Here is a 13,344-nt window from a genome sequence, read left to right on the forward strand (position 1 = left end):
TTATTTATACATTACCGGAATATTGTTGATAAATACGGTCTTAGGATTATTGTAAAACTCAACGAAGTCATTGGCATTTACTTCTTCCGGGTAAGAGCCGTAATAGTGCCCTTTCTTGCCTTGTTCTTCGTTGTTGTTACGCCAAACCAAGGCATAAGCAACTCTTGATGTTTTATCACTGGCAAAAATGCCTGCAGCAAATCGTTCGGTCCAAAAGTTTTCTTGCCAGACACCTTCTTGACCTGCTTCAGACAAAGCTGATATTTTTCCTTTAGATTCAGCTAATTCGGTCAGGTTGGCGAGACCTTCGACAAAAAGGGCTTGTTGTTCATCTACCGATGTTTGGTTGGCTGGGTGGCCTAAATCCCAGTAGTTATCATAGCCAATAATGTCGATATAATTATCGCCTGGATAACCGTATTGGTAAGACTGTTCAAAGTTAGCCATATCTATACGTGAACGATCGGGGGAAAAGGCATAAATTAAGTTATTTTGTTCGTTGTTATTCAGGTAATCAACGGTGTATTGCCACAAAGCGATATAATCTTGTTCAGAGGTGTGTCCTTTGCCCCACCAAAACCAATCCCCGTTATGCTCATGCCAAGGCCTGAAAATCACGGGTATCCAAATTTCACTTTCATCCACCGTTAGTTTCAGCGTTTCGTTGAACGCGATAAAGGCATCCAAGTAAGCGGTTAATTGGTTGTGGTGTTCACCATCAGGAATTAGGGTCTGTACATAAGGTATCTTTGACCAGGAGTTACTTTGGTCGACAGGGCTATACATATGCCAGGAGATAGTATTCACACCTCCCATTTTGAACGTTTCTTTGATGTAATTGACGTAATCGCTGAATTTAACACCATCAAGGTTCTTGTCATGTCCTAAACCAATGCCGCCGATATCAGCCCCAAAGACAGCGGGGAAAGATCCAGTTACCGCTTTAATGTCTGAATGGATTGAACCATCCTCATTATAGCCCCACCATTTCGTACCGTACGCCAGCGAGTCCTCATGTCCGAATAACACCTGATCGCCGAGTTTGGCTAAATTATGATAGAGTGCCTTTGTCTCTGAAGTCGCATTAGGATTAGTAAGGCTCGGATCTGCCGCTGCTGCTAAAGGTATTGCTGCGAGTATCGAAAATACTAAAAATCCATGTTTCATATTATTTCCTTACTTTAAGTTATCGCGATAAGCCCTTTGGCAATCTTGGTTCAAAGTGACCTCGATGCCAAAGGGGTTGTTTTTATTGATTTTTACACTATTTAAAGGTGACTATATAAAGCTGAGACTTAGAACCAAACCTCGGCCTGGATTCCGAAGTTGAATCCTTCGGTCTTGCCTGCGTATGAAGCGCCGCCCGGTCCAAAGCCTTGATCTCCGGAGTAACCATGCTTGCCGGTGTTGATGTTCTTGAGTGACTCATCCCACTTGGCATAGGTTGCAAAAACACGTAGTTGAGGACGAGCCCAGTAGCCTTCCTCGAGGTGAAGGGTTGGTGCTATTGTCAACTTGGTCATACCGCCATTGGCACCATTATTGGTCTCTTGGGTGGTGTTGTTTTGCTTAAGGTGTTCATAACCAGCCTCAAATTGCAGCGAGAAGTACTCGTTGAAGTGGTATGAAGGCCTCGCACCGACTGTCCACCAAACCCTTTCGCCGCCGGCTTGGGTGAAATCATCATCATTGTGGTAGATGGCAACAGGCTGGATTGCCCAGTTATCAAACTCCGAGATGCCCGAGAGGGTAAAGCGGTATGATGATTGGTCTTTGTAGTTTGCCTCGCCCCAGCCAAACTTACTCATATTGGTACCAGCGCCCATTCCTGTGCCGTACTGGACAACAAACTCGGTATAGCCCGTATCACCAAAGCCCATGAAGCCGCCAGCTCTGTCGTAAGCAACGGTGACAGCAAACCCATCATCAGCAGCCTCCGGACTGCAGATATATCCTTCGTCACATTCCCTGATCGGGTTGTGGCCAAGGTTCATCCAGAAGGCCTCTACTTTGACTGAATCTATGTCACTGAGGATAAATTCAAATCGTGGTTTGAAAATAAGAGTATCGGCGTAGCCCACTCCCTCGATTGGATCTTTGGTGTAACCTTCTTTGCCCCATGAAACCAAATCAAGATCCATCAAAACGTTATCGGTCAGCGGGATACCCCAAACACCGCCGCCAGTACCATTGGCCTGGTGGTAATCCCAGTCAAGAATGTGCGAGGAGCGGTTTTTCATGTAGCGCTTACCGGCCCAGAAAAGCATGGAATCAGGAAGTTGAGGTAGGCCACCGATTTCAGCAAAGGCTTCTCGGGTGACAAAGGTGCTGGTATCAGCTGCCCAGTCAGAGGTATTGCGGGTTTCACTTTGGAAGCGAACTTTGGTTCTCGCCCATGCACCGCTTGTGTGGTTGAACATTAGATCCGGTGATAGGTCAACTTTGGTTTCATTTTCATTACCCAGGCGGTAGCGGCCCATATCGGTCAGACGGAAACTATCACTGCCCATACCTTGGTCATTCCATAAGGTGCCACTTTTGACATAACCATGGAAATTAAAATCACCCACTTCAATGGCGCTTTCGGCAAGCGCGTTATTTGACAGGGAAAATAGAACAAGGGCAGAGCACAGTTTTAATTTAGATCTATTCATTTGCTTCACTATGTTGTTATTTAAAAGTTGTGTTTAGGCGTGCGAATACCTACGTCAGGTTCGCATCAAGGTTTAAATAGAGTGGTGGTGGCCACCACTCTTAAATTTATGGTTTGTTATTAGTACGCGAAGATTTTTTCGACGTTCGGGTAGGCAGCTTGCTGGATTTTGACAATCATTTTGAACCGCATGGCTGACAGGATATCCCGATAGCCGGTATCGTTAATAAGGTTGTTTATCTCATGCGGATCCTTATTGAGATCAAACAATAACTCCTTGCCTTCGCTATCACAGTAATAGCGGTGGCTTTCGTCCCTGATTGATACCTGACGCATGCCGTTGGGTTCAAACTGCTCAGTCAGAATCAATGACTTGTGTTGGTCTGTCTGGCCCCGCATTAAAGGTAGCAGCGATTGCCCCTGAATTTCTTTTGGGATAGGAATACCAGCCAAATCCAGCATGGTCGGCAACCAGTCAACACTTTCCACTAATTGCGAATAAGATTGTCCCTTGAGCTTTTTCGGGTAGTGAATAATGAATGGCACGTTGGTAATGACATCTTCACCCGGCATGCCCTTTTGCACCCGACCATGATCACCAATGTACTCACCGTGATCGCTGACAAAGACAATAATGGTATCGTCGTACTGGCCTGTCTCCTTGAGCTTGTTCGTCAACTGACCAACGCAGTCATCAACATGGCTGACAAGGGCCATGTAATAGCGCCTGATCTCTTGCCACTCTTCGTTGCTGATCCCTTTAAGCTTATCCATCACCTGCTCTTCATTGCCAGTCACCGGTAACGGCATATCTTCTGCATTATACAGGTCAAGGAACCTGCGTGGCGGGTTAACCGGTGCATGAGGCGCGTAGTAGCCCGCAATACAGAAGAATGGGTTATTGTCATTCTGGTGACGTTCGAAAAAGTCCTTGGTTAACTCGGTGACAAAACCTGAGTGGGTCAGGTGTTCATCGGCTTCGAAAACGAATGGAGTTTCAGGATCGCGCTTGCGGTCACTATATTCAGGCTTGCCAAAGCGCTTGGCCTGAGAAGGTAGGCCAGTTCGCACTGCTTCAAGGCTCTCAGGGGAGACTTGTTCGACCCACTTGGTGTATGGATCGTCATAACAGCCTGGTTCATCGGAAATCACGCGCTCGTCAAACCCATAATCTGGGTGGTGCTCACGGTGGTCACGGAATGAGTGCGGCAAGAAGTGCAACTTGCCAAAATTTGCCGTTTTATATCCATAAGGCTTCAGGCGGTGTTGGATAGTTAACAGATCCTCAGGTACAACCGGACCGTTAGTGCCGATACCGTGAGAACTGCAGTAGCGACCCGTCAGCAGGGAAACCCGGCTTGGGCCACAGATAGGACTTTGGGTGAAAAACTTTTCAAACTTTGCCCCATGGTTACCAAGCCAATCGATATTCGGGGTTACGGCAATCTCATTGCCATAACAGCCTAGAGAGTCCTTGCGCTGCTGATCGGTAAAGATAAGCAAGATATTTGGTCGTTTGATCATCATCCTTTTCCCTTAGGCTTTGCTTTCGGAAGCGGCAATGTTGGCGTTTAGTTCAGGTTCTTCTTGTTTTTCATCAATCAGTTCACCCGGCTCGGCCACCTTATTGGCGTAGCGGACAAATGGAAGGTAAACCATGATGCCGATAGCTAGGCAGCCTATTGCGACAACGAAGGCCTGCCATGCACCACCTGATGCGAGGAAAGCTCCGAAACCAACTGGGGTAGTCCAAGGTACCAGAATACCCAGCGGTGGAACGAAACCGATGTAGGTCATGAAACTTGCAAAGCCCAGCATTAGAGTTGGTGCAACTACAAATGGTATGGCAAACAATGGGTTAAGGATGATTGGCAGGCCGAAAACTGCGGTTTCACAGATGTTAAAAATACATGGGATGATGGCAATTTTGGCTACAGTACGATAATGGACACGACGCGACACCATTAGAATAGCAATGACAAGGGCTAGGGAAGCACCAGCACCACCGATGTTGGCGTAAAGATCGTATGACAGCCAAGTTACATCATGCGGAAGATCCCACATGGCTGAGCCTTCCGCAACTGCTCGTAGGTTGTCATCTTGCATAGGACCAAACAGGAGTGAACGCACGCCGCCAAGTACAGCACCACCGTGGATACCGAAGATCCAAAGCATGTTCTGGATAACGTCCAGCGTTAGGATCCCCCAAACATTACCAGCAACGTTAGATAGTGGCGCTTGGATCAACAAGGTGATCATGTCTGGCATTGAGGTGTTGTAGATAGCAAAAACACCAGAGAAAGCGGCAAACATTGAAAGTGTAAGGGTGGCAGGAAGTAGCTCGGCAAAAGACTTTGCAACCGCTGGTGGTACTTGATCCGGCATTTTGATCTTCAGCCTGTCACTGGCGGCCAGGGCATGGAATAGCCTTGTTGCCATGATGGCTATCAGAACTGCAGAAAACAGCCCACGCGAACTGGCATAGGCAATAGAGAAGTCTGGTGTCATGATGAAGAAGGCTGCCAGTGCTACTAGGCCGGTAGCGATAGGATCTTTGCCTTCTTTCATTGCGAGCAGTGATGCCAGTTTAAAACAGGCAAATAGGGCGAACATATTCAGAGTACCATCAACCAATACTTGAGATACGTCGGTGAGATAGGTGACTAGCCCGTGTTCTTTGCCAAGGAAAGTCGGCAAACCAAACAGGTTATTTAACGCGAGCTGGGTGAACAGGATAAAGAAAGATGCTGGCATGATCAGCGGTAAGGTGCTGATAAATGTATCCCGGACAGAGGAGACATATTTGTTATTCGCAAAGGCGTTGATCTTGGCGCCATGCTTGTTAAATAAGTTTTCGAGTATTTTCATGATTTCACTTCACGTTGATTTTTATGTTTTAGGTCAATGTGGAGCATGCTAATACAGTTGAATGAAACAATGAAACTGTTTTTTCATGGATTTTCATTGTTTGTGATCAAGTACAAAAAGTGATTGGAGTTGATGGGAGAAAATTCCATCGCTTATGAAGGGCCTATTTATCGGGGGATGCCTATTAGTACTTGGCTGGTAGGCCTTCGCCGTCAGGATCGGCGAAGGAGAAAGTCACAAAGGTGAGTTTCATAAAATGAAACGCTAATTTTTCCCGTGCAAGGTGCGAGGTAGGGTATCGAGATCCCAGTTGCTGCTTGGACGGAATTTGGCAACGGACTCCCTGACAACTAACTTTCCAGTTAACCTTTTCAGCTCTGCCTGGTTCCAATCACTGCCTGATTTGGTCTGCTCGATACAGATATCAATCATCTCCTCTGCCATTGATGACAGTGGCATCTCAACTGCTGTTAGCCGAGGAAAGGTGTACTGGGCGAGCTCAGAGCCCTCAAGGCTGATCACTGAAATATCTTTGGGGATTTCATAGCCAAACTGGCGCAGCGTGGCCATGACTTCAGCTGCCATTTGATCCGTGGCTGTGATAACAGCACTGAAATCGCCTAAAAAACTACACAATTCTGTAGCCGCGGCAGCACCATCTTCAATATTGTCGATAATCAGCTGGGCATTGAATGGCAGAGAGCGCCTTTCATGGCCATGTTTGAACCCTTCGATATAAGGAATGGCATTGGAACCTGTTCCCGGGATCAGGGCTATATCTGAGTGCTTGTGGGCCATCAAGAAGTTACAGGCCGAGGTACAAGCTCCAGCATGATCGTAACCGAATGAAAATTGGCTTAACTTTTCTTTGGCACTAAAGGTAAACAAGTTACTGTTATTAAATGAAAAATCATCAATGTCACTGGTTTTTAGGCTAGGCTCAATCAATACAATAGTTTCGCAGCCACTGTCTACTAGCATCGCAAGGTAGGACTTTTCCTGAAAGGTATTGTTGCAACTATTGAATAGTTGCAACTGGAGACCTTGCGAGTGGGCATACTGCTGGGCAGTATTGTAGAACTGACCAAAGCTTGATGATGACATCTGTGAAACAATAATGCCCAGCGTCCCCTGCTTGGTTACCGTCGCACTGGCGGAACTGGCTCGTTCAGAGAGCAGCGCGTTGGTCTGCTCCGGGTTATAGCCCAAGGTACGTGCAGCCTTGAGTACAGCCTGCCTTGTTTCCTCTTTGACTTTCGCATTGCCGCTGAATACCCGCGAAACCGTCGCCTTCGAGACATTGGCCATTGCCGATACATCAGTAATTGTGGTCATACTTTTCCTTTCTTTATCCCGTTGCTGCCTAACTGGCCCACGGCCCCCACTCTGTGTCTGCTTGATTTCATGAACTGCGTTATGTTTTTTCATATTATATCAAAAAAAGAAAAAGATGGGTTAAATAAAAAAACCATAAAATCATTGGCTTAAACATCGCATGTAAAGGATTAAACATTAATCTTGCGTTAGATCGTAACAAAAATAGTGTGCGTCACCTCTCAATTCATGGCTAAAATGTTTATGGTTTTCATTTATTTCATTATGATGAAACTTATGAAACGATTGGTCAAGTTAAAGGAAACGAATTATGTACAAGATCATGCTTTGCTGCTCAGCCGGAATGTCCACCAGTATGTTGGTACGAAAAATGGAACAAGCTGCGGCGGATAACAACATCGAAGCCGCCATTGCTGCTCATGGTGCTGATCAGTTTGATCAACAGCAGGGGGAATACGATGTGATCCTGCTTGGCCCTCAAGTGGGGTACATGAAAGATTCCCTGACTTCCCGCGCTGATGGTAAGCCTGTTGAAGTGATCAACCCGATTGATTACGGCATGCAAAATGGTGAAAAAGTGTTGAACTGGGCGATCTCACTGATCTAAAGGAGCTGAAAATGGATAAGTTAGATCTTGAAGAATTGGTGATGGGGATTATCGTCAATGCTGGCATGGCTCGCAGTTTGAGCTATGAAGCCCTTCAACTGGCAAAAAAAGGCGAGTTTGATAAGGCACAGGAGCAACTGGATCAAGCTCGCAACGCTGCCAATGAAGCTCACGCAGTACAGACCCAATTGATTGAACATGACCAAGGTGAAGGCAAAGTTCAAATGACCCTGGTTCTGGTGCATGCGCAGGATCATTTGATGACCTCGATGCTCTGCCGTGAGTTGGTTGAAGAAATGATTCAGCTTTACAAGCGATTGGGGTAAAGAAATGAGAATCGGTTTTGATATTGGTGGCACCAAAATAGAAACACGAGTCCTTGCTCTTAACGGTGAAGAAGTCTTTCGCAGCCGGGTGGCAACCCCAAAAAGCTACGAGCCTTTTGTCGAGGTGATTTTAGAATCGGTTTGGGCGGCCGAACAAGCGGTTGGCGCGCAGTGTTCGGTCGGTATTGGTTTGCCCGGCGCCGTCTGCCCGCATACCGGGCGGATGAAAAATGCCAATTGCACTTTCCTCAATGGTCACGATCTAAAAGCTGATCTAGAAAGTAAATTGGGTCGACCTGTTTATATCGAAAATGATGCCAACTGTTTTGTCTTGTCCGAAGCCGTAGACGGTGCGGGCAAGGGCAAGAAGGTCGTCTTCGGCGCAGTGTTGGGAACTGGATGTGGTGGGGGATTGGTGGTTAACCAGCAACTTATCACAGGCTGCAATGCGATAGCAGGTGAATGGGGGCACAATCCTTTGCCCAACTATTCTCCTGAGGTTGATGGGCCTGCTCGCACTTGTTACTGCGGGCAAAAAAATTGCATTGAGAGCTTCATTTCCGGCACCGGATTTAGTCGAGGCTTTAATCAGCAACACGGTACTGATTTCAGTGCCCCACAACTGATTGATCTGTCGCAGCAAGGTGATGGGAAAGCGCGCCATGCCTACCGGATGCTTGTTGAACAAATCGCCCGAAGTGTCGCCAGTATCATCAATGTCATCGATCCCGACACTTTCGTGATTGGTGGTGGCATGTCAAATGTGCCAGGGTTGATTGAAGATGTGAAGCTGGAGACGCCGAAGTATTTGTTTTCGCCTCAAGCCATTGTTGATGTCAGGCAAGCAGTGTTCGGCGATGCCAGTGGTGTAAGGGGAGCAGCATGGTTAGTCCCAGAATGTGAAGAGGCTAGCCTATGTTCCTGAGTGTCGATATTGGTGGCTCGGCCATTAAATTGGCGGTAATAGATGCCAATGGCACCATTGTTGACCGCCAATCAGTTCCAAGCCCCAAAACCAATATTGAAGCCTTTTTTCAAGCCATTACCCCATATATCTCTCTGCAGCTTGAGCACTACCCGATAAAAGGTATCGCGGTTAGCTCATGTGGTGCCGTTGATTGCGACTCCGGTGTTATTTTTGGCTCCAGTGCCTTGCCGTACCTGCATGGGCCAAATATCAAACATGGCTTCGTTGAACAGTTTGGCTTGCCGTGTGAGATTGAAAATGATGCCAATTGTGCAGCGTTGGGAGAGCTATGGCTGGGTGAGGCCGCCGAGGCTAATGACTGCTGTTTGGTGGTGATCGGCTCGGGGATTGGCGGGGCCGTTGTGATCAACAGTGCTGTCACTCATGGGTACCAACTGCACTGCGGAGAGTTTGGTTACATGATTGCCGGTTACGACAATGGTTTTCCCCTGACTTTCAGCGATGTGGCATCAACCCGTGGGTTGATTGAATCGGCTGCTAAAGCTATCAACCAACCTGCAGGGAGCCTCAATGGCTTGACGGTGTTTGAGATGGCTGATCAGGGTAACGAGGAGATCGGCGCGGTCATTCACCAATGGTACCAGCATCTTGCTACGGGCCTTTTTAATATTCAGTACTGCCTTGATCCTGAGCTTATCCTGCTCGGCGGGGCTATCAGTAGCAGGCCTGATCTGATTGACCACCTCAATCAGCATATCGATGCCATTTTGCACCAACAGCCGGTTTGTAAAATTCGGCCACGGCTGAAGATATGTTCGGCTGGCAATGATGCCAATCTTATCGGCGCTCTCTATCACTTTTTATCTCGCTGTCCAGAGGCGGCGTGATAGATCTTTTTTGAGGTCACTATGACAACGTATACTTTTCCTCAAGGTTTCCTATGGGGAGCTGCGGCTTCGGGTATTCAAACCGAAGGCACCAAGAATAAAATCCATGATTCAATTTGGGATACCTGGCACCGCGACCATCCTGAGCGTTTTTTTAAGGAAATTGGATCAGCTAAAGTCTGTGAAACTTATGATCGCTATCAGGAAGATGTCCAGCTGATGAAGCAGGTCGGTTTCAACTCCTTCCGTACCTCTATCCAGTGGTCGCGACTGATCAAGGATCTGGAAACCGGTGAACCTTGTCAGGATGCCGTTGCTTTCTACACGGCTTACTTCGAGGAAATGATAGCCAATGGCATAACGCCGATGGTAAACCTTTACCATTTTGATATGCCTGCTGTGTTGCAGGAGCAGTACGGTGGCTTTGAATCCAAACATGTCATTGGCCTGTTTGTGAAATACGCTGAAACAGCGTTTAAATCCTTTGGTCATTTAATCAAGCACTGGATCACCTTCAATGAACCGATTGTGCCGGTAGAAGGCGGATACCTGTATGATTTCCATTACCCATGCAAAAAAGACGGTAAGTTGGCTGTTCAGGTAGGTTTTAACATTACGGTCGCCCATGCTAAGGCGGTGTTGGCTTTCCGTGAAATGGCATGTGAAGGGCAGATTGGTACTGTACTCAACCTGACACCAAGCTATACCCGTGACGATCGCGAGGAAGATAAGCAGGCTGCGCATTATGCTGACTTGCTATTCAACCGCAGCTTCCTCGACCCAATGGTATTGAACTACTACCCAGAGGAACTGTGTCAGATCCTCAAGCATCACGATCTGATGCCGGAAGTTGCTGCAGAGGAAATGGCAGCGATTGAATCAGCCAAAGTCGATTTCTTGGGTGTGAATTACTATGTCCCTCGTCGTGTAAAAGCACGTGAAGCCGAGTATGACCTAGCGTATTTCACACCGGAGTATTACTTCGAGAACTACATCAACCCAACGGGTCGTTTCAACCCTTATCGAGACAATAACGAAATTTTGCCGACGGCAATCTACGATATCGCTAAGAATATCAAGGATAACTATGGCAACCTGCCTTGGTTCTTGGCTGAAATTGGTATTGCCATGGATGAAACTTCGGAAGGCGCAGCACAAGAAGATGGCATGATTGATGACAGCTTCCGTACTTCGTTGATGAAAGAACACCTTGTTCAACTGCACCGTGCGATTGATGATGGGGCGAACTGTTTCGGTGTCCACCAGTGGACCTTCATTGATAACTGGTCATGGACTAACTCTTTCAAGCGCCGCTATGGCTTCTTCCGTTTAGATCTTGAAACCGGCCAGCGTATTCCCAAGCGCCACGGTCAGTGGTTCAAATCGCTCGCTCAGAGCAATAGCTTCACTGCCGATTAATTCTCTCAATACCTTCCAAAGCCACCCTGTTTTTACAGGGTGGCCATGAGTAAAAATTATGACCTCTATATCTGCTTGCCATGTCATGGCAAAGCCGGCAAGTAATATCTGTAATCTGAACTGTGAATATTGCTTTTACCTCGATAAAGCGGCTTTGCGTACAGAAAACAACAGAGGTTGGCAGATGAGCGAAGAGACTCTTGAGCTTTACGTGAAGCAGCATATTGCGGCCCAACAAGGCCACTTGGTGGAATTTACCTGGCAGGGCGGAGAGCCTTCTATGCGGGGGCTGGACTTTTTCAAAAAAGCGATCGCGCTTTCTGAACAATATGCTGACGGTAAACAAATCCAACACTCCTTCCAGACCAACGGCATAGGGCTTGATAGTGAATGGGCCCGCTTTTTGGCAAAAAATGACGTGTTGGTGGGCCTCTCTATTGATGGACCGCAAGCGATACACGATACCTACCGGGTTTCCCGCTCGGGGAGAGGGAGCTACCAGCAGGTAGTGAACGCTCTTTCTTTACTTAAAGAATATGACATCAGATTCAATGTGTTAACGGTTGTTGGTAGCCACAACGCAGAGTCTGGGGCTGAATTATATGAACACTTTCGAGAGCTTGGGATAAAGTACATTCAATTTATCCCGATTGTGGAGCGAGTGGCAAGTAGCCAACCTGGATTGCACCTGTGCCAACCGGGCGATGCGGTTGGAGAATTGGCACCATTCAGTGTTGATGCGAACCAGTTCGGCCAGTTTCTCTGTGATGTGTTTGATATTTGGGTTAGGCGGGATGTTGGAGACGTCTTTGTCCAAGCCTTTGATGCAACGCTGGCAAGTTGGTGCGGGCAACCAAGCGGTATTTGCGTCCATTCAGCTGAATGCGGTCATGCCTTTGCGCTTGAGGCCAATGGCGACCTATTCCAATGTGATCATTTTGTCTACCCAGAATATAAATTGGGAAATATCCACCAACAGACAATCCGCCAGCTCAATAATAGTAAGGAAGCGATCGCATTTGGTCAGAATAAACGGGCGAGTTTAAATCCTAGCTGCCAACAGTGTACCTATCGCTTTGCTTGTCATGGTGGTTGCCCCAAACACCGCTTTTCGACGTCCAAGCAAGGGCATCCCCATCATAACTATTTGTGTGGGGGGTATCAGCAATATTACCGCCATACCGAACCTTATATGAAAATAATGCGTGATTTGCTGAAAATGCAAAAAGCGCCCTCAGACATTATGTCTTTTTTACAGCTCCATTATCCAAACCCCGAGAGTAAACAATAATGGTTATTGAATTAGTTTCATCAATACTGACTTTTGATGGCGCATTGAAATTATTATTAGGTGCTCTAATTGGTTTGTGCCTAGGCTTAACCGGAGTCGGCGGTGGGGTATTGATCATACCTATCTTACAGTTTTTTTTCGGGATGGGGACGGTAATGGCGGTGGGTACGGCCAGTTTGATCTCTACTTTTGTGAAAGTGAATGCGGGCTTGTCCCATATTCGTGCAGGTAATGTTGAGTGGAAAGCGCTGGGATTGATGTTGCTTGGAGCAATTCCGAGCACGGTATTAATTACTGAGCTGGTCATTTATTTAAATAACCATGTGTACTATGCCTCCTTGCTGACCCAAACCGTTGAATTAGCGATTGTTGGCATTATGCTCCTGTCGTTGTTTTCTTTATATCGAAAAAGAAAGCAATCAGCGACAGTACATAATGAGCAGGCGGCTCCAAGGGGAAAACACGTTGCTATGTGCGCGGGAGGGGTCTGTGGTGCTGTGCTGGGTTCGACCGGTGTTGGCGGTGGCGTCATGCTGCTGCCGGCATTCAATTCGCTATTAGGGATTGATTTGAAAAAATCCATTGGTTCATCGGTAGTGATGGCATTGGCTTTGTCGGGGATCACTGCTTTGAATTACAGCCGTGGTGGCCAAAGTGAGTTATCAACGGCCGTTATTATGACGATGGGCGCATTTGTTGGTGTCCCGGTGGCAATCCGTTTGGTCAAAAAGTTTTCCGAGCAGCAATTATATACCCTTACGCTAATGGTGATAATGGGAGCGTTAGCACTTACATTGGCGTATTAATTATTTAAGTACTGTTATGTTTACGACATTAATAATATCTGTTTTGCCTGTTTTTTATTTAACCTCATATATTATTGCTGGTTATTTTATCTTTTAAAAATTCGGTATTTATTGGAAGCCATCATGATTGAAAATGTTTTTATTATGGCCTGAATTCAGATAATAAGTGCGACACTCATGGGAAGGTGTAAAAGAGGAAGCCAACTGCCGAAAGTGGTACGCTC

12 protein-coding genes are annotated in these 13,344 nt (G+C 46.8%); 7 read left to right on the forward strand and 5 right to left on the reverse strand.

From position 1 onward, the window contains the following. The 5 genes from ACVA53_RS22985 to ACVA53_RS23005 form a co-directional block, all read right to left on the reverse strand. Positions 1-1,167 (reverse strand): glycoside hydrolase family 26 protein, encoded by a 1,167-nt coding sequence (locus ACVA53_RS22985; protein ID WP_446506385.1) that lies wholly within the window; start codon positions 1,165-1,167, stop codon positions 1-3. 128 nt (positions 1,168-1,295) lie between these two features. Then, entirely contained in the window at positions 1,296-2,654 is a 1,359-nt protein-coding gene (locus ACVA53_RS22990) for a carbohydrate porin (RefSeq protein WP_446506386.1), read from the reverse strand. 119 nt (positions 2,655-2,773) lie between these two features. Continuing rightward, the gene (locus ACVA53_RS22995) at positions 2,774-4,180 is read right to left on the reverse strand and encodes a sulfatase family protein (protein ID WP_446506387.1); all 1,407 of its coding nucleotides are present in this window, start codon (positions 4,178-4,180) and stop codon (positions 2,774-2,776) included. A 9-nt stretch (positions 4,181-4,189) separates the two neighbouring features. Next, complete coding sequence (locus ACVA53_RS23000) at positions 4,190-5,521, reverse strand: PTS sugar transporter subunit IIC (RefSeq protein ID WP_446506388.1); 1,332 nt, start codon at positions 5,519-5,521, stop codon at positions 4,190-4,192. A 264-nt stretch (positions 5,522-5,785) separates the two neighbouring features. Continuing rightward, positions 5,786-6,856: a LacI family DNA-binding transcriptional regulator gene (locus tag ACVA53_RS23005; protein WP_446506389.1), complete on the reverse strand. Its 1,071-nt coding sequence runs from the start codon at positions 6,854-6,856 to the stop codon at positions 5,786-5,788. 310 nt (positions 6,857-7,166) lie between these two features. On the opposite strand from ACVA53_RS23005, the gene ACVA53_RS23010 reads away from it, so the two are divergent. Genes ACVA53_RS23010 through ACVA53_RS23040 form a run of 7 tightly spaced genes read left to right on the forward strand, consistent with a single transcriptional unit; the run spans position 7,167 to position 13,120 of the window. Beyond that, on the forward strand, positions 7,167-7,463 hold the full coding sequence (locus ACVA53_RS23010; RefSeq protein ID WP_446506390.1) for a PTS sugar transporter subunit IIB: 297 nt from the start codon (positions 7,167-7,169) through the stop codon (positions 7,461-7,463). An 11-nt stretch (positions 7,464-7,474) separates the two neighbouring features. Beyond that, positions 7,475-7,789 (forward strand): PTS N,N'-diacetylchitobiose transporter subunit IIA, encoded by a 315-nt coding sequence (gene chbA, locus ACVA53_RS23015; protein WP_446506391.1) that lies wholly within the window; start codon positions 7,475-7,477, stop codon positions 7,787-7,789. Positions 7,790-7,793: 4 nt separating this feature from the next. Beyond that, on the forward strand, positions 7,794-8,714 hold the full coding sequence (locus ACVA53_RS23020; protein WP_446506392.1) for an ROK family protein: 921 nt from the start codon (positions 7,794-7,796) through the stop codon (positions 8,712-8,714). Beyond that, a complete protein-coding gene (locus ACVA53_RS23025; RefSeq protein ID WP_446506393.1) occupies positions 8,705-9,604 on the forward strand; it encodes an ROK family protein in 900 nt (299 codons plus the stop codon). Before ACVA53_RS23020 ends, ACVA53_RS23025 begins: the two co-directional genes overlap by 10 nt. A gap of 21 nt (positions 9,605-9,625) precedes the next feature. Further along, complete coding sequence (locus tag ACVA53_RS23030; protein ID WP_446506394.1) at positions 9,626-11,023, forward strand: glycoside hydrolase family 1 protein; 1,398 nt, start codon at positions 9,626-9,628, stop codon at positions 11,021-11,023. Between the two features lie 58 nt (positions 11,024-11,081). Then, positions 11,082-12,314, forward strand: coding sequence for an anaerobic sulfatase maturase (locus ACVA53_RS23035; protein ID WP_446506395.1), 1,233 nt, complete (start codon positions 11,082-11,084; stop codon positions 12,312-12,314). Next, entirely contained in the window at positions 12,314-13,120 is an 807-nt protein-coding gene (locus tag ACVA53_RS23040; protein ID WP_446506396.1) for a sulfite exporter TauE/SafE family protein, read from the forward strand. Before ACVA53_RS23035 ends, ACVA53_RS23040 begins: the two co-directional genes overlap by 1 nt. The last annotated feature ends 224 nt before the right edge of the window (positions 13,121-13,344 follow it).

Source organism: Photobacterium sp. DNB23_23_1 (genome assembly GCF_052873815.1).